Origin of the sequence: Pseudolabrys sp. Root1462, assembly GCF_001426945.1 — a bacterium.
Lineage (GTDB): Bacteria > Pseudomonadota > Alphaproteobacteria > Rhizobiales > Xanthobacteraceae > Pseudolabrys.
In genome coordinates, this window is record NZ_LMFS01000001.1 from 92,597 (window position 1) to 109,082 (window position 16,486).

The 16,486-nt window shown below is 61.4% G+C and carries 18 protein-coding genes; 5 read left to right on the forward strand and 13 right to left on the reverse strand.

Translation table 11 applies throughout. From position 1 onward, the window contains the following. Window positions 1–4: 4 nt before the first annotated feature. The 5 genes from ASD45_RS00415 to ASD45_RS00435 all read right to left on the reverse strand — a co-directional run bounded on the left by ASD45_RS00415 (window position 5) and on the right by ASD45_RS00435 (window position 4,692). On the reverse strand, window positions 5–856 hold the full coding sequence (locus tag ASD45_RS00415) for a branched-chain amino acid ABC transporter permease (protein WP_200949613.1): 852 nt from the start codon (window positions 854–856) through the stop codon (window positions 5–7). A gap of 35 nt (window positions 857–891) precedes the next feature. Beyond that, complete coding sequence (locus ASD45_RS00420) at window positions 892–1,770, reverse strand: polysaccharide deacetylase family protein (RefSeq protein ID WP_056909679.1); 879 nt, start codon at window positions 1,768–1,770, stop codon at window positions 892–894. Between the two features lie 127 nt (window positions 1,771–1,897). Then, window positions 1,898–2,797, reverse strand: coding sequence for a polysaccharide deacetylase family protein (locus ASD45_RS00425; RefSeq protein ID WP_244485123.1), 900 nt, complete (start codon window positions 2,795–2,797; stop codon window positions 1,898–1,900). A 12-nt stretch (window positions 2,798–2,809) separates the two neighbouring features. Then, a complete protein-coding gene (locus ASD45_RS00430) occupies window positions 2,810–3,454 on the reverse strand; it encodes an isochorismatase family cysteine hydrolase (protein WP_056909681.1) in 645 nt (214 codons plus the stop codon). A gap of 11 nt (window positions 3,455–3,465) precedes the next feature. Further along, entirely contained in the window at window positions 3,466–4,692 is a 1,227-nt protein-coding gene (locus ASD45_RS00435) for a prolyl oligopeptidase family serine peptidase (protein WP_056909682.1), read from the reverse strand. Window positions 4,693–4,929: 237 nt separating this feature from the next. Between ASD45_RS00435 and ASD45_RS00440 the strand changes: the two genes are divergently transcribed. Beyond that, on the forward strand, window positions 4,930–5,715 hold the full coding sequence (locus ASD45_RS00440; RefSeq protein WP_082540553.1) for a GntR family transcriptional regulator: 786 nt from the start codon (window positions 4,930–4,932) through the stop codon (window positions 5,713–5,715). A 33-nt stretch (window positions 5,716–5,748) separates the two neighbouring features. Here ASD45_RS00440 and ASD45_RS00445 read toward each other — a convergent pair whose 3' ends face one another. The 5 genes from ASD45_RS00445 to ASD45_RS00465 form a co-directional block, all read right to left on the reverse strand. Further along, window positions 5,749–6,918 carry a zinc-dependent alcohol dehydrogenase gene (locus ASD45_RS00445; RefSeq protein ID WP_056909684.1) on the reverse strand — a complete coding sequence of 390 codons (1,170 nt, stop codon included), beginning with the start codon at window positions 6,916–6,918 and terminating at the stop codon, window positions 5,749–5,751. Between the two features lie 275 nt (window positions 6,919–7,193). Beyond that, entirely contained in the window at window positions 7,194–7,433 is a 240-nt protein-coding gene (locus tag ASD45_RS00450) for a hypothetical protein (RefSeq protein WP_056909685.1), read from the reverse strand. 392 nt (window positions 7,434–7,825) lie between these two features. Beyond that, complete coding sequence (locus ASD45_RS00455; RefSeq protein WP_244485125.1) at window positions 7,826–8,239, reverse strand: response regulator; 414 nt, start codon at window positions 8,237–8,239, stop codon at window positions 7,826–7,828. Window positions 8,240–8,300: 61 nt separating this feature from the next. Beyond that, window positions 8,301–8,951 carry a response regulator gene (locus ASD45_RS00460; protein WP_056909686.1) on the reverse strand — a complete coding sequence of 217 codons (651 nt, stop codon included), beginning with the start codon at window positions 8,949–8,951 and terminating at the stop codon, window positions 8,301–8,303. Next, the gene (locus ASD45_RS00465; RefSeq protein WP_056909687.1) at window positions 8,948–10,384 is read right to left on the reverse strand and encodes an ATP-binding protein; all 1,437 of its coding nucleotides are present in this window, start codon (window positions 10,382–10,384) and stop codon (window positions 8,948–8,950) included. The genes ASD45_RS00460 and ASD45_RS00465 overlap by 4 nt, the downstream gene beginning before the upstream one ends. 387 nt (window positions 10,385–10,771) lie before the next feature. Between ASD45_RS00465 and ASD45_RS00470 the strand changes: the two genes are divergently transcribed. Next, entirely contained in the window at window positions 10,772–11,485 is a 714-nt protein-coding gene (locus tag ASD45_RS00470) for an AraC family transcriptional regulator (protein ID WP_056909688.1), read from the forward strand. A 222-nt stretch (window positions 11,486–11,707) separates the two neighbouring features. Here the strand turns inward: ASD45_RS00470 and ASD45_RS00475 are convergent, their stop codons facing one another. Continuing rightward, window positions 11,708–12,493, reverse strand: coding sequence for an alpha/beta hydrolase (locus tag ASD45_RS00475; protein WP_056909689.1), 786 nt, complete (start codon window positions 12,491–12,493; stop codon window positions 11,708–11,710). Window positions 12,494–12,761: 268 nt separating this feature from the next. Between ASD45_RS00475 and ASD45_RS00480 the strand changes: the two genes are divergently transcribed. Beyond that, window positions 12,762–13,220: a RidA family protein gene (locus ASD45_RS00480; RefSeq protein ID WP_056909690.1), complete on the forward strand. Its 459-nt coding sequence runs from the start codon at window positions 12,762–12,764 to the stop codon at window positions 13,218–13,220. Here the strand turns inward: ASD45_RS00480 and ASD45_RS23890 are convergent. Both ASD45_RS23890 and ASD45_RS00490 read right to left on the reverse strand, forming a co-directional pair. After that, window positions 13,212–13,424: a hypothetical protein gene (locus ASD45_RS23890; RefSeq protein ID WP_156380653.1), complete on the reverse strand. Its 213-nt coding sequence runs from the start codon at window positions 13,422–13,424 to the stop codon at window positions 13,212–13,214. The genes ASD45_RS00480 and ASD45_RS23890 overlap by 9 nt on opposite strands. A gap of 183 nt (window positions 13,425–13,607) precedes the next feature. Continuing rightward, entirely contained in the window at window positions 13,608–14,273 is a 666-nt protein-coding gene (locus tag ASD45_RS00490) for a GntR family transcriptional regulator (protein ID WP_244485128.1), read from the reverse strand. 151 nt (window positions 14,274–14,424) lie between these two features. On the opposite strand from ASD45_RS00490, the gene ASD45_RS00495 reads away from it, so the two are divergent. Together ASD45_RS00495 and ASD45_RS00500 are read left to right on the forward strand one after the other, a co-directional pair. After that, the gene (locus ASD45_RS00495) at window positions 14,425–15,222 is read left to right on the forward strand and encodes an enoyl-CoA hydratase/isomerase family protein (protein ID WP_056909693.1); all 798 of its coding nucleotides are present in this window, start codon (window positions 14,425–14,427) and stop codon (window positions 15,220–15,222) included. Between the two features lie 5 nt (window positions 15,223–15,227). Continuing rightward, entirely contained in the window at window positions 15,228–16,475 is a 1,248-nt protein-coding gene (locus ASD45_RS00500) for a CoA transferase (RefSeq protein ID WP_056909694.1), read from the forward strand. Window positions 16,476–16,486 lie beyond the last annotated feature (11 nt).

Genomic DNA, 16,486 nt, shown 5'->3' on the forward strand with positions numbered 1-16,486 from the left:
GGGGTCAGGTCGCCTTTCCGAAAAGTCCGAGCGGCCGGAAGGCGAGAAGCAAAGCCATCGGCCCGAAGATGACGAAGTAGGCAAGCTCGGGGAACATCACCTGGCCCACGGTATTCAAGAGGCCGACCAGCAGGCTGCCGATGGCGACGCCAAGCAGGCTGCCGCGGCCGCCGATGATGACGACGGCCAGGCTGAAAACCAGGATTTCGGAATCCGCCGAGGGGTAAAGCGAAAGGAACGCGCCGCCCATCATGCCGCCCAGGCCGGCCAGCGCCGATCCGAGCACGAAGGTTGCGAGGAAGACGCGGCGGATATTGATGCCCGAGGCTTCCACCATCTCGGCGTCATCGACGCCCGCGCGGATGAGCGCGCCAAGGCGCGTTCTGAACAGCAGCAGATAGAGCGCGATCAGCACCAGGACGCCGACCAGCAGCACAAACAGGCGATACTTCGGATAAAATATGCCGAAGAAGGTCAGGCCGCCCTTGAGAGCGTCCGGAATCGGCACCGTGAAGCTGTCTCCGCCCCAGATCACCAGTGCCATGTCGTTGAGCACGAAGGCGACGCCAAGCGTCAGCAGCACCTGGCGCAGGTCGTTGCCGCGCACGAAGCGCAGCAGGCCCTGGTTGAGCGCGAGGCCGATCAGCGCCACCGCGATCATCGCGGCAATGGCGCCGAGCGTGAAGCTACCTGTCTTCACCGCAACCGTGTAGCCGACATAACCGCCGAACAGATACAGCGCGCCGTGAGCCAGATTGACGATCCGCAGCAGGCCGAAAATGAGCGTGAAGCCGCTCGCCACGATGAACAGCAGCGCGGCGAAGGTCAGCCCGTTCAGCAACTGGAATGCGTTCATTCCCATGAAATCAGGCCCAAATCGTCTTGTTCATGTCACGGCGCCTTCGGTCCGGCGCCGCGGTACCAGTCGTAGATCTGCTCGCCGGTCCAGAACAGGACGCCGGGCTTGGAGCGGATCTGCTCGAAGAACTTGCGGACGTATTTGAGCCGGTGCGGCGCGCCGACGATGTAGGGATGCTGCACGACCGCCATGATGCGCGCCGAGCCTTCGGCGTCTTCATAGATCTGGTCGAACTGATCGATGGCGCGCTCGTAGTATTCCGAGGCTTTGTGATGCTGGATCAACATCATCGCGACGTCGTTGCATTCCTGCGTATAGGGCACGTTGACGATCGGCCTGGTGCGTGTCTTCAGCCATACCGGCTGATCGTCGAGCACCCAGTCGCAGACATAGTCGTAGCCTTCCTCGACGAGATGATCCGGCGTCTCCCAGGTTTCGGTCAGGCCAGGCCCAAGCCAGCCGCGCGGCCGCTTGCCGGTGAATTTCTCGATCGCGTCGGCGGTCTTGCGGATGTCTTCGCGCTCGTTCTCCACCTTCTGCATGTTGCGCTGGGTGAAGCCGTGGCCCATGAATTCCCATTTGCGCTCCAGCGCTGCCTCGGCGATGGCCGGATAGGCGGAGAGCGCCGAGCCGTTGATCGCGAGCACACCTGGAATTTTGAGGTCGTCGAAGACCTTGAGCAGCCGCCAGAAGCCGACCCGGTTGCCGTATTCGTGCCAGCACCAGTTCGGAATGTCGGGCATCGGCGCGCCGCCGGCCGGCGGCGTCAGTACCGTGCGTGGCATCGTCAATTTCGGGTCCCATTCCTCGATATTGACGATACTCCACACCACCATGCGCGCCCCATCCGGCAGCTTGAGCGGCGGACGCTTATGGATCGGCGAATAATCGATACGCTCCGTCGGCAGCATGGCTATTTCTCTGGCGAGCGTGGTGTGATGGGGAAGGGGTCGCGCTCGCGGCGCGCCGGATAAACAGGGCGGCCGGCGACCGGCAGCGCATTCTGCTCGACCGGCAGCACTAGGCGCGCGGCGGCGTTCACTTCGAGCCTCCCAGCGCCGGATTGATGCCGCGATACCAGTTGTAAATCTCTTCGCCGTTCCAGTGCAGCACGCCGTCGAATTTGTTGACGTAGTCGTAGATGTCCCGCAGCGCCTTGATGCGGAACGGCTGGCCGCTGATGTAGGGGTGGATGGCGATCGCCATGATCTTGGCGCGGTCCTGGCCCTCTTCGTAAAGCGTGTTGAAGGACTCCACGGTGCGTTTGTAGAGGTGGTCGCTCTCGTGATGCTGCACCATCATCATCGGGATATCGTTGAGTTCGACCGTGTAGGGCAGGGTGACCAGCGGGCCGTTGGTGGTCTTGATGACGGTTGGCTCGTCGTCATAGACCCAGTCGCCAATATACTTGACGCCGGCGGCGGTCAGGTTGTCCGGCGTCTCCAGGGTTTGAGTGAGGCCGGGTCCGAGCCAGCCGACCGGGCGCTTGCCGGTGAATTTCTCGATCACGTCCATGCTGCGATGGATCATCGCCTTCTGGTCGGGATCCTTGTGGATCGGGCCCTGTTCATAGGCGTGGCCCATGAACTCCCAGCCGAGATCCTTGGCCTCCTGGGCGACGCGCGGATAATCCTCGCAGACACGGGCGTTGATCGAGAGCGTCGGGCGGATGCCGAGTTTCTTGAATAGATCGAAGAAACGCCAGCAGCCGACGCGCATGCCGTATTCGTGCCAGCTCCAGTTCGGCACGTCGGGCAGCAGCGGCACGCCGGTCGGTGCCGGAATCACCTGCCGCGCCATCGGCTTGGAAATATCCCAAACCTCGTAATTGACGATGGTCCAGATGACGATGCGGCTGTTGCCCGGGAGCTTGAGCGGCGGGCGATCGACGATCGCGGAATATTCGGCGCGCTCGCGCGGGATCATCGGCTGGGTCATCGTCTGGTCTCCTCAGGCGCGGCGCTGGGCGGGCGGCGCGAAGGCCGCGATCAATTCACTGGCGGTGGCGACCTGGCCGAAGGCGGTGCCGATGACGCGCAGCGCGGCGGCATGCAGCTCCGGCCCGTCCATCGTATCGACGCAGTCGGAGACGACGACGGTCGCGTAGTCGCGGCAGCAGGCGGCGGCCGCGGTCGCCATGACGCATGAATTGGTGTTGACGCCGGTGATCAGCACGGTGTCGACGCCGTGGGCGCGCAGGCTCAGATCAAGATCGGTGGCGATGAAGCAGTCATAGCGCTTCTTGGCGTCGACGATGAAATCGTTCGCCTCATAGACCTCCGGCATCACCTCGCAGCCGGGCATGCCGATGATGTTGTGCTTGAGCACATTCTTGCGCGGATTGTTCGGATCGGCGGCGCGGGCGCGCCAGGCCGGATTCGACGCGATTTCCTGGGAGTCGCGATAAGTGGCAAGGCAATGGAAGACCGGAATGCCGGCGGCCCGGGCCTTCTGAAAGAACGCCGCATTGGCGGCGACCACCTTGCGCGCGGCCTCGGCCTCGAGCGGCATGGTCGCCACCGACGGGTCGAGATGACCGCGGTGCAGGTCGATGGCGATAATGCCAAGGCGCGCGTTCTCGATTCCTTTGACCATCGGTCGGGTCCTCAGATCAGCGGCGCCCAGGAGCGCTTGAGCAGCGCTTCCTGATCGATGCCGAATTTGTCGGCCAGCCAGTCGCAGAGGACTTCCTGGCCGAGGGTGGGATTGTCGTGCTGGCAGTGTTCGGCGCCGGTCTCTTCCGTGTCGAGAATGCGCAGCGTGGCGTCGACGCCGTTGGCAATGGCGCTGTCGTAGGTCTGTTTCGCCGCCTTCACGGTGAGGACGTCGTGGCCGCCGTGCAGCACCAGGTAAGGACACTTCATATTCTTGAGATGGCCTTCGAGCGTAAAGGGCTCCATCTTCTTGTGCGCTTCGGCCATGGTCTTGGCGCCCATCACCCAGCGGATATGCATGGCGAGGCCGAAATCGTCGCCCTTGTTGCCCCACATCTCGGGCAGCGACCAGATGGCGCCGTGCGAGATGGCGGCGGCGAGGCGCGGCTCGTAGCAGGCGGCGCGCGCGGCATAGTAGCCGCCCATGCTGGACCCGCAAACGGCAATCCGCGCCGGATCGACGTCGTCGCGAGTCAAAAGCCAGTCGATGCACTTGCCGATCGGCACTTCGGTGTCATGGCGGCTGACGACGCCGTGGCGGCGCAGCGTGCCGCCCTGGCCGGGGCCGTCGATCATCAGGACCGAGATGCCGCGTTGCAGGCAGCCATGCGCCTGCATGAACCACATTTCGTCCTTGATGGAATCGAGGCCGCCCATGCAGATCAGCACGGGCAGCTTCTCGCCGGGGAACGGAGCGCGGACGAAATAGGCGCAGATCGGTTTGCCGGGTTCGTAGGGAATGTCGACGGCGATACCGGGCGGATTGAGCCGGGCGAGGAATTTCTGCGAGCAGGCTTCCATCTTCTCGAAGGTCGGCAGCCGGCGCGGGTCGGTCGGCTCGAGGTGGAATTCGGCCTGCCGGTAGTAATCGGCGGCGCGCAGGAAGCAGTTCATCGCGGTGCGGATATGGCCGGCTTTTTCCGCTTCATGACCGCGTGTCATGTTTCGGGCGGCAATACGCAACCATTCCGTATGCCAGCTCCCCAGATCGCCGGGGATCATGCGGCTGGCGGCCTGGAAAACCTCGCTGACGGCACCGCCGCCCTCCTGCGTTTCGCCGAGACCGCGGCGGAATTGATAGGAGAGCCACGGATGTTCGGGCCAGTGATGCCAGCCGAAGAGCTCGTAATGCGCCGAGCGATCTGCGGTGATCTGGTCGATCGTATCGTCGGCGGACATGACACCCCGTTCTGAAACAACGCCCAACCGAGCGCCGCGATAGCGGATCGTCGAATCCAAGGATCAGGGAGTCAAGGAAAAATGTATACACTTTTCAAAATGGCTGACATTTTTGCGGCAGGCCTACTTAGTGGGCATCTTAAACTCTTCGGATATACGCTTCATTCGAGCATCGCTTCCCGGAAATAGTCCGCAGCCAAGTGATAGTGTATCCACTTATGCCTTGATGCGAAGCCGATGGCGCGTATCAATAAGGCCGGAGACGACGCCATGGCGGAAAGCCCACTCGGTCAATCTACTCGCGATCATGAAATGGCCGGCTCGGTCCGTGATGGCCGCAGCGCCCTGTCGGTCACTGACCGGCTGCGCGAAGCCATCCTGGGCGGCGAGATCGCGACGGGCGTCCGCCTCAATGAAGTTCGGCTGAGTCAGATGATGGAGGTGTCGCGCACACCGGTGCGCGCAGCGCTGCAGGCGTTGGCTGGTGAGGGGCTGCTCGATTACGTGCCGAACCGCGGCTTCCTTGTACGCACGTTTCCACTGTCGGAAATTGTCGATGCGTACGAGATACGTGCCCAGCTCGAGGGTCTTGCCACGCGCTTCGCCGCAGAGCGCGGCCTGAGTGAGCAGGACCGTCACATCATCGAACAGGCTCTGGCCGATGGCGATGCGCTCCTCGCCAAGGGCGTGTTCGAGACCGGTGATATGTCGCGCTATCGCCGGATCAACGGTGATATCCATGATACCATTCTCGGCGCGGCCAAGAACCGTATGCTCGGCGAAATGATCCGGATCTGCCACCACGTGCCGGTGTCGTCGAACCGCAACATCGTGGCGTTCGAGTACCGTTACGTCCGGCGCCGCCATGACGATCACCACCGCATCTACGAGGCGATTCTCGCGCGCGAACCGCATCGCGCCGAAGCGCTGATGCGGGAGCATATCGCGGGTATCAAATCATCGCTGGTAAACTCGTTGCGTCACCAAGCCCCCGATACCAGTGAATATCGGACAAGCCTCTGACGCCTGCAAAGTGCAGATCCTGCGACGGGTCAATTAAGGGCGCATTACGACCTTGATGACGCCGTCCTTTTTGTCTCTGAACTTTTCATACATCTCGGGCGCGTCCTCGAGGCTCGCAGGGTGGGTCACCACGAAACTCGGGTCGATCCTGCCGGCTTCAATAAGCTTGAGCAGTGGCTTGGTATAGGCCTGCACATGCGTCTGGCCCATCTTGAGGGTCAAACCTTTATTCATTGCCGCGCCAATCGGAATGTTATCTCCCATCCCAACATAGACGCCGGGGATGGAAACCGTCCCTGCTTTGCGGCACGCCATGATGGCCTGACGTAGAACGTGGACTCTGTCGGTCGCCAGGAAAGCCGCTGCCTTGACCTTATCAAGCACAGCGTCCGCCGCACCGTGACCGGCCGCTTCGCAGCCAACCGCGTCGATGCAGCTGTCGGGACCGCGATTATTCGTGCGCGCCATTAACCCGTCGTGCACATCCGATTGAGAGAAGTCGATGGTTTCGGCGCCGCCCGCGCTCGCCATGGTCAGCCGCTCCGGCACTTCATCGATGGCAATTATTCGGCCGGCACCAAGCATGAGCGCCGAACGAATGGCAAACTGGCCGACCGGCCCGCATCCCCAGATGGCGACGGTATCGCCGTCTCTGATCTGAGCATTGAGTGCAGCCATGTAGCCAGTTGGAAAGATATCCGAAAGAAATAGGGCCTGTTCGTCGCTGACACTCTCAGGAACCTTGATGGGACCTATATCGGCCATGGGTACGCGCAGATATTCGGCCTGGCCGCCCGCGTATCCGCCCAACATATGACTGAACCCGAATAATCCTGCCGGGGATTGGCCCATCGCTTTACGAGCCATTTCGGCATTGGGATTAGTGGTGTCGCAGCAGGAGTAAAGCCCCTGTTTGCAGAACCAGCAATTGCCGCAACTGATGGTGAAGGGGACAACAACTCTGTCGCCCTTTTGCAGGTTGGTGACATCGGATCCGACCTCGACCACCACGCCCATATTCTCGTGGCCCAGAATATCACCGCTCTCCATCGTCGGCTGGTAGCCGTCGTAAAGATGAAGATCGGAACCGCAGATGGCGCATGCCGTGATCTTGATGATCGCATCGCGCGAGTGTTGGATCTTTGGGTCAGGTACAGTATCGACGCGCACGTCGCCTTTACCGTGCCAGCATAAAGCGCGCATGGGTCGAATCCTTAGATTTTGAGAATAATCTAAGGGCCAACACCGGTGAGGCATGCCGGTTCCGTCTTGGCTTGTACAATCGGCGCCGCGAACTCGTTACGGCAAGCCAGCGCCGCGGAGTGGTCCGAACGATGGCTAGCTCGCGACCTCGTGGAGAATGAACTCTGTCGATGCCGGATCGCGAACCCCGAATGCTGGAACCGCGTAGAAACATCGACCATTCGGAGGCCTTTGAGAAAGCCTCCGAACGGGCCGATAGTTTGTTTGCGGACTCTTTAGTGACTCGAGACTTCCGCGACCGGAACGCGGTTGAACTCGCGCAGTTCAGTCGCGGTAATGCCCGACGCGTTGATCGGCGCCGCGGCGAAGGCATAAGCCTCGGTGGCCGGCGAGGCGTTCTGGGTCTGCCAGTAGGCGTCGCGTTCCTTGGTGAGCATCGAACCATCACTGGCAAGAGCGGAAGTCGCGAAGCTGACAGCCAGCAGTGAAACGAGAGCGATCGTGATCTTGGTCATTATCGTAAGTCCTACTTGAGTAATTCGATTCGGTGGTCCGGCTCATTCCGGATCGTGTCTTTATGTAAAAGACGCCTCGTTCGGAGGCCATTATGCGTAGTGATGGAAGGCACAAACATTGGTTTGGGCAAGCGTCTGATCGGCGAATCTTCGGACGAAGGAGCGGCCCGCTGGACTCGGGTCAACAGGCGAGCGTTTAGCGACGCCCGCTATCTCGTTTGCTAGCTCCGGCTGATTGCGAATTTGGATCAGACGCGCCCTAAATCTCTTGGGTCGTCTGCCCAGAAGAACCGCGGCCGCAGCGTCGTGGCAGGCTCATGCGCGGGAGACTGTCCCTGGTTCGTCGCTGTGCGCGGTGCGGGGCGAACTTATCGGGAGGGGCGGCGGAATTTCTATCTGCTTCGATCGAGGGCCATTCCGACATACGCAAGCAGCCGCCCGGCGTCGAACGGTTTGCTCAAGAAGCCAACGGCGCCGAGTGCCTCGGCTTGTTGGCGCAGCCGCTCTTGAGGAAACGCGGTGATGAAGATGGTCGGGACACAGATGCCGCGATCGAGCAGCGCCTTCGACAGTTCCATGCCGGTCATGCCCGGCATCTGCACGTCGGTAATGACGCATCGAGACTTGGCCACGGCATTGGAATCGAGAAAGGCTTGCGCTGAATCAAAAGCGCAAGTCTCCAGTCCACAGGACTGAATTAAGTTCTCCGTCGCAGATCGGACCTCATCATCGTCATCGATAATTGCTATCATATCGTCTTCCGAGGTGGCTGCGGTCCTCTCCGCATCGTCGGAGAGCGTCTTCAATCCATACATAGACCTTCGCGATTGCAGCGCACATCTATACAGTGGTTTGCTTTTCCCGGTATCAGGCGCTTTGGTGCATACCGAGGGTCTCAGCCATGCGGACGAGGTCGGCCAGCGATCTGGCCACCATTTTCCGCATCACGTTGCCACGGTGAATTTTGACCGTGATTTCGGCGAGGCCCATTTCGCCGGCCACTTGCTTGTTCAATAGGCCTTTCGTGACATACCGCATGACTTCGACCTCGCGGGCCGTCAACGACTGATAATTGTCCCGGAGTGCCTGGACGGACTGCATAGACGTTCGACGTGTTCGGTCGCGTTCGATGGCAGTGGCAACGGCGTCCAGCATGTCCTGGTCACGAAACGGTTTGGACAGAAAATCGACCGCGCCCGCCTTCATGGCCCGCACCGACATCGGGATGTCGCCGTGCCCGGTCATGAAAACGATCGGTACGTCGATGCCGAGTTTCGCCAATTGACCCTGGAATTCCAGGCCACTGATACCGGGAAGACGAATATCGAGCACCAAGCAGCTCGGCGTTTCCGGGAATTTCGCCGCCAACAGTTCTTGTGCCGAGCCGAAAACTACCGCCTCCAGCCCTACCGAGTTGAAGAGATTGGCCAGCGCACCGCGCATGTCGTCGTCATCGTCAACGATGATCACGGTCGGGCCCTGCGCCTCGCCCGCCTTGGTCCGCGATTTCTGGTTCATGCTTCGCCTCTTTCGCGATCGATGGGCAGCCGAACGGTGAAGATCGCTCCGCCGAGCGGATTGGGCGTTGCGCCGATCTGGCCGCCATGGGCCTCGACGATCGACCTGCTGATGGAAAGACCCATTCCCATGCCGTCGGCTTTGGTCGTGTGGAACGCAGTGAACAGCTTATCCGCAATCTCGGGGGCGAGACCAGTGCCGGTGTCTATCACCTCCAGCAGGGCGATGGAGCTGTCCTGGCTGTCGGCGCCGGTGTTGATGCGGAGTTGTCGCGGCGATTCCGGCTGTGCCATCGCCTGCAAGGCGTTCATCACAAGGTTGATGATGACCTGCTGAAGCTGAACGCGATCGCCAAGGATTGGCGGAAGCGAAGGATCAACATTTAAGTGGAGTACGATCCGGCGATCCTCCATTTCGCGGCAGATGAACGCCAGGCACTCCTGGAGGACTTCGTTGAGGTTGATTGGAGCAAGCTCGGCATCCGATCGCCTCGCCATGGCACGCAGCCGGGCGATGACTTCGTGGGCGCGACGGGCGCTGCCGACCATTTTTTCAAGCGAAACTTTGGCCGCATCGAGATTTGGCGAGTCCCGGTTCAACCAGCGCATACCGGCCTCTCCATTCGAGACGATGGCGGCCAAAGGCTGGCTGGTTTCGTGCGCAATCGAGGCTGCGAGTTCGCCAAGCGTCGTCACTCGGGTCACATGAGCAAGCTCAGCCTGCGCCTTGCGCAAGCCCTGTTCGGCGACGCGGCGTAGCGTCACGTCGCTGTTCGTCTCCATCGTCGCCAGAGATTTGCCGTGCCTGTCGCGCCGTAGAGCCCATCGACTTTCGATGGTAACCGCGCTGCCGTCGCGCTTGGTTTGGGTCACTTCGCCCTCCCAGCGCCCGCTTTCGAGCAGGCCGGCGTTGATGAGCGCGAGGTCGGTCGGAAAGCGCGTTTGCAACAAATCGTCGGCGTTGCGTCCGATGGCCTCGGCCGCGCTCCAGCCGTACAGCCGTTCCGCGCCGCGATTCCAGTAGGTAATGATGTTGGCCCCGTCTCGGACAAAGACGGCATCGTGCGTGAGGTCGAGAAGAGCGGCCTGACTCGCCAGCCGACCATTCGCCGCCTTGTTGCTCAGCTCGAGAAACGCCGCGACCATAATGGCGCACAGGCTGATAGCAAATCTTACTACGGCGCCGGTGTGGAAACTGCCGAAATGACCGACCAGGAAAGCTACGCCGGTCAGCCCGGCGCAAATAAGCGCAACCGACCATACTCCGCGCTCGTCGAGAAAGTCCGCACTCAGGAGCACGACCAGAACGTACAGAACGGCAATCGCATAATCGAGCGGGGTCAATGTGTCGACAATGAAGATCGCGGCAGCAAGCAAAACTGCAGCGGCTGCCTTGACGACCGAGGTGGTGGGGGCTTGTTCGTCTGCGACCATTGGACAACCCGGTTGTGTGATTTGCCGCGCGTGCAGCTATCTTCTTTGCAGCCGGTTGCTTGAAATGGCCATCTCCAACGGCGTTGCGGCGGGTCCCGGACGCGAACACCAACCCTCGCCCGGGTGCCCGCAGGAGTCCGAAAAGCCCACTCGTCTTTAGAAAACGGCCCTTAAGCAAACCGTGATTGCACGCGTGCGATCCTGTTGCCAGCATACGAAGGTTTAGGTCCTCCGAACTGCGGGATAGATCTGCAACCCCCTGTATAATGGAGCCCCCCTCCGCGCTTTGCCTAGCCTGCAAATATCAAACAGCCGGCGTCACCGACGTGGCGACGGTCCTTGCGGCGTTATCGGAGCATCGCTTCGAACGAGCCAGGAGAGCGGGCCATGCCAGCACGAGCCGTTGAAAAGATTATCGGAATTTCCACGGAGCATCTTGCTGCATCAGCCATGCAGTCCGATTGGGACATGGCGCCCGGCGAACATGCGGTCCGGGTCGGCCTTAAACATTTGGATGTCGTCCTCAGGCTGTCCATCGAGCCGGCTGGCCTGGGGACAGGCCCCCGGGATTTTGATTTTGCCGGCGGTCTCGACGCCGACTCTTCGGACCCCGTCGTCAGCTGTCTTGTCAGCGCACTTGGCGCAGCGGCAATGAACGAAAGTGATGGCGGGGCGCATCTCGACGCTATCCGCCTAGCGCTCATAGTCCGCTGGCTCGGCAGGCGCATCATAACGGCAGCGCCGGACGACAGGCCGTCAGTTCGTCCGCTCCAGAAGTGGCGCATGAAGCTCGTTGAGCGCTTCATCGATCAACGCCTCGACAAGTCGATTTGTCTGGCCGATCTGGCCCAGGTCGCCGGTCTCAGCCCGATGTATTTTGCCGCCCAATTTCGCGCCGCCACCGGTCTGCGGCCTCACGACTTTCTGCTGCAACGGCGGATTGAGCGGTCCAAAGAACTGCTCACCCAGCCGAATCATCGGCTGGTGGAAATCGCGCTCGATGTCGGCTTTCAGACCCAGGCGCACTTCACCACAGTGTTCAAGCGCTTCGTCGGAACGACGCCCGGCCGTTGGCGGATGAGCCATTTAGCCGCGGCGTGAATCGCGGCGCCCGGTGTGCTCTCACCCGGGCTCGCATGAGAGCTGCTGCTAAGAGAGATCCAGCCTCAAGCTAACAATCGCTGATCGCCGGAAGAGAGGGAGCGGGGATGACTATGTCTTGCCAGTCATCCCCGCCGGTCGGGCGCTCGGGGAGGGTTGCGCCCTGTCCGCGGACCTCGAAGCTTAAGGGGGGTTCGAGGGCCGCAGATGTCTAGCTCATGCTCAGCGGCTGGCCTGTTGGAGGACTTGTCTCGCCGCCCGCGTGATCACGGCCGCCACTTCCTTCGGATGCGATTGAAAGACAACATGGCTCGCCCCAGGGATCTCGGTGAGCTTGCTGCCTGCGCGCTTGTAATAGAAACGCTCCAGATCGGGGCTGATGATCTGGTCGTTGTCAGCGACGATGCCCCAGCTCGGCTTGGTCTTCCAGGCGGCGGCGGTCAACGGCGTGGAAAACACGCTGCCGGCCGCAAGGACTTGCGAACGCGCGGCAAATTCGGCGTCTGACTTCCGGATGTCGGGGGCGAATAGCTTCAGGAAAATATCGCGCCTGAGGTACGTAAAGCCGTCGTTCGTTTTTTCGATTGCGTCGGCTGTTTTGCCGAGAACGCTCGGCATCTTCAGCCCGAGCGTGTGCTCTTCCTCGCCCACATCGGGAGCGTGAGCGGCAACGTAGACGAGTCCGACGACCTTGGGATGAATGCCGGCTTCGGTGATAACAGAACCGCCATAGGAGTGGCCGACCAGCAATGTCGGGCCGTTTTGTAGATCGAGAATGCGTTTGGTCGCGCTGACGTCATCGGCGAACGAGGTTTCGGGTTCCTGGACCATGGAGACATTGAAGCCTTCCTTCGTCAGGATGTCGTACACGGCTCGCCAGCCCGAGCCATCGACCCAGGCGCCGTGCACGAGAACGATGTTCTTGACCGGTTCGGCCTGTGCTCCAACCGTCGCGGTCGCTAAACTCAGCGCGGCGGCGAACGCGAGAGACGATTTACGAAAGTTCATGGACGTGGCTCCGGTGTTGCGACTGGCGCCACTCTAGAGTGCGGTGACCGTGCGTTATTCCCGATTGGAACGGCGCTTTCGGCAAAGCACGATGATCCGGCGCGCGCTTTAGGAACTCGGAGGTATTCCGGAAATAACGTGCTCTCTTCCGGCGCAGCGCGGCGACATCGACCACGTTCGCCAGAAGTTGCTAGGTTGCGCCGCCGCCGTTGCCTGCTGCGTCGATGTGCTGCATTCTTCTCAACGAACCAGCATTGCGAGAGCCGACATGAGTGCCGAAGCCAACCTCAAAGCGATGGACCTGATCCTGCCCGACGCCGTGGCGCCGTCGGCGACCTATGTCCGATATAAGAAAGTGGGTGATCTGATCTTCTTGTCCGGGCAAGGACCCCGCCGCGCCGATGGCTCGATGCCTGAAGGCATTGTCGGCGAGGATTTCACGGTGGAGGAGGCCTATGGCTTCGCCCGCCAGACCGGTCTTGGCTTGCTGGCTGCCATGAAGGACGCCTGCGGTTCACTCGACAAGGTAGAAGTCATCAAAGTCTTCGGCATGGTCAACGCCGCGCCGGGCTTTGCGCATCATCCGCAGGTCATCAACGGGTGCTCGGACTTGTTCGTCGCAGTGTTGGGTGACAATGGCCGTCACGCGCGATCGGCCGTCGGAATGGGATCGTTGCCGGGCAATATGCCGATAGAGATCGAGGCTATCGTCAGGCAACTACCTTAAGACCAGTCGCAGCCAGAACAATCCGATTGTCTTTATCGCCAGCGACAAGCTCGTCTCCGTAGCGAACTTCAACATGGTGGCGTTGGCGATGGCCTTGGATTTCGCGCGGCCGGCATTCTCGCCCGTCGTTACGTTGACAGCGGAGAGGCTGGCGCAGCAGGTCAACTCGTTCTGGTCCGGGCTCAGCGCGCCGGGCGGTGCCATATGCGGGGCGCGGTGACCGCCCCGCCGCATAGCTCGCCATTTGGAATTGCTCGATCGCAAAAAATCAGAGATCGACCCTTTGATAAACTGAACGACCTTCGACGAGATCGCACGTCTCTTTCAACCAGGACTCGTTCATTTTGAGAGCGAGAGCTGGGACCTTGGCGGAGAAGGTGAATCACATCAGACCGGGGCTGCTGCGCTTTCATGGCCCGCGAGGCCGCGGCCGCTGTCGATTTCGGCAAATCCGGCCTTGATGATTTCTTCGCGCTTATGCCGCAAATGCGCCCGCAGGATGTGGGCGAGACCCATGCCGTCCCGCCGCTCGAGCGCGTTCAGGATGGCTTCGTGTTCACGAATCGCCGTGGCCCAGCGCGGCGGTGTCATTGGTGTGAGGTAACGCGCCCGGCGGATGCGCGCCGTCACCGAATCGTAAAGGCCCGACAGCACCGGATTGCACGCTGCGGCAACGATCGCCTCATGAATCTGCCGGTTCCGCCGGTAATACTGCGTGAGATCGCCATCGCGGTAGTGTTCGACCATGGCGGCATGCGCTTCGGCAATTTCCTGCAATTGCGCGTCGGTGACGCGCTCGCAGGCCAGTTCGCCGGCCAACGCCTCGAGGCCCTGGCAAACCTCGAAGAGATCGTGGACGTCCTTGTCGGTAAGCCGGGCGGCGCGTGAGCCGCGGTGCGGCAGCAGCAGCACGAGACCTTCCGCAGCCAACACCTTCAGCGCCTCGCGTAATGGCGTGCGCGAAATCTTCAACTTGAGACAGAGCTCGCGCTCCGGAATGCGGGCGCCGGGCGGCACCTCGCCCTCCAGCAGGATGTCTCGCAGGCGGGACACAACCTCCTCATGGAGCATCGGATTTTGGCTTCCCGTACCGATTTTGCATTCAAACTGGAACTAGTTACGGAAAATAGCAGCATTGTCTCTTGAATAATACAATTTTTGAATTCAAAATCGTGGAAACACTAGGGTAGGAAACACCACGACAATGGACCAGCCGCATTCAGGCGCCGACGATCTCCTGTTCGAAATCAAGGGAGGTATCGGCTGGGTCACCTTCAATCGGCCCCAGGCCCGCAACGCCTTCACTTTCGCGATGTACGAGCGCCTCGCCGAGGTCTGCGAACAGGCGGACGGCGACCGCTCGATCAAGGCGATCGTGTTCCAGGGCGCCGGCGACAAGGCCTTTGCCTCCGGCACTGACATCAATCAGTTCCGCGCCTTCAAGACGCCTCAGGATGCGCTCGACTACGAAGGCCGCATCGACCGGGTGCTGACCAAGCTTGAGCAGTGCCGCGTGCCGACGATCGCCGCAATCTCCGGCGCCTGCACCGGCGGCGGCGCCGGAATCGCCGCCTGCTGCGATCTGCGGATCGGCACCAAAACCACCAAAGTCGGCTTCCCGATCGCACGCACACTGGGTAACTGCCTGTCGATGTCGAACATCAGCCGCCTCACGGCGCTGATCGGGCCAGCGCGCGTCAAAGACGTGATCTTCACTGCGCGCCTGATCGGCGCGGAAGAGGCCGCCCATGTCGGTTTGTTGCACGAAGTCGTCGAAGATCACCCCGCACTGATGCAACGTGCTGACGAGCTTTCCAAACTGATTGCCGGCCACGCGCCGCTGACCCTCGCCGCGACCAAGCAGGCGCTGGCGCGGCTGCAGAAGCGGCTTTCGCGCGAGGAAGGCGAGGATCTCATCGTCAGTTGCTATATGAGCCAGGACTTCCGAGAAGGCATGGACGCTTTCCTCAACAAGCGCGCGCCGCAATGGAAGGGCGAGTAGTGACGATGGGCAGCGAACGCCGTCCGCAGGGGCCGCTCACCGGTCTCAAGGTTGTCGATCTCACTCACGTCATGGCCGGCCCGACTTGCACCTTGATGCTCGCCGACATGGGTGCGGAAGTCATCAAGATCGAGAAGACGCCGAAGGGCGACGACACCCGGTATTCGGTGCCGCCGAAGATTGGCGACGAGGCGGCGTCCTTCCTGATGATGAACCGCAACAAGCGCGGCGTCGTCATCGATCTGAAAACCAAAGGCGGGGCGGCGATCCTGCGCCGGCTGATCGCCAAGGCCGACGTGCTGGTCGAGAATTTTGCCCCCGGTGCGCTTGATCGCATGGGCTTCGGCTATGACGCCCTGCACAAGGAATTTCCCGGCCTCATCTACTGCTCATTGTCCGGTTTCGGCCGTACCGGACCGTACAAGGAGCGACGCGGTTTCGATCTCGTTGCGCAGGCGATGAGCGGCATCATGAGCTTTACGGGCGAGCGGCCCGACGGCCCGCCGGTCAAATGCGGCGCGCCGCTGTCCGACATCACCGCCGGCATCCTCGCGGCACTCGGCATCCTCGCCGCCTACACGAACAAGCTGAAGACCGGGCAGGGCCAGTGGGTCGAAACCTCGCTCTATGAGGCTGCGCTGGTGCAGACCTACTGGCAGTCGGCAATTGCCCTTGCGACTGGCGTTGCCCCCAAGGCAATGGGCTCTGCGCATCCTTTGAACGCGCCCTATCAGGCGTTTGAAGCCTCGGACGGCTGGATTGTCGTCGGCGGCGCCAATCAGAAACATTGGGGCCTGATGCTCGACGCGATGGGCGCGAGCGAACTCGCGCAGGATCCGCGTTTTCTCACCGGCGCCGATCGCATGGCGAATCTGAAGGCGCTCGAAGCAGAGCTGAGCAAGCGTTACCGCGAGAAGCCGGCGCAGTACTGGCTGGACGCGCTGGACAAGCGCGGCGTGCCCTGCGGACCGGTCATGAACATGCTGCAGGCTCTGTCAGATCCGCAGACGCTGGCGCGCGAGATGGTCGTGGACGTCGAGCACGCCACGCTCGGCAGGGTCAAGACCATGGGGTTGCCGATCAAGTTTTCGGAGACGCCCGGCAAGGTGCGCACCGGTGCCCCGCTCTACGGCCAGCATACGCGCGAGGTGCTGCGCGAGTACGGGTTCGACGAGCAAGAGATTAAGGACTTCGAGGAGGAGGGCGCCGTGGTTGCGGCGCCGGAAGACAAGACGCGGCAGCGCGTCGCCTAAAGACTTCAGCG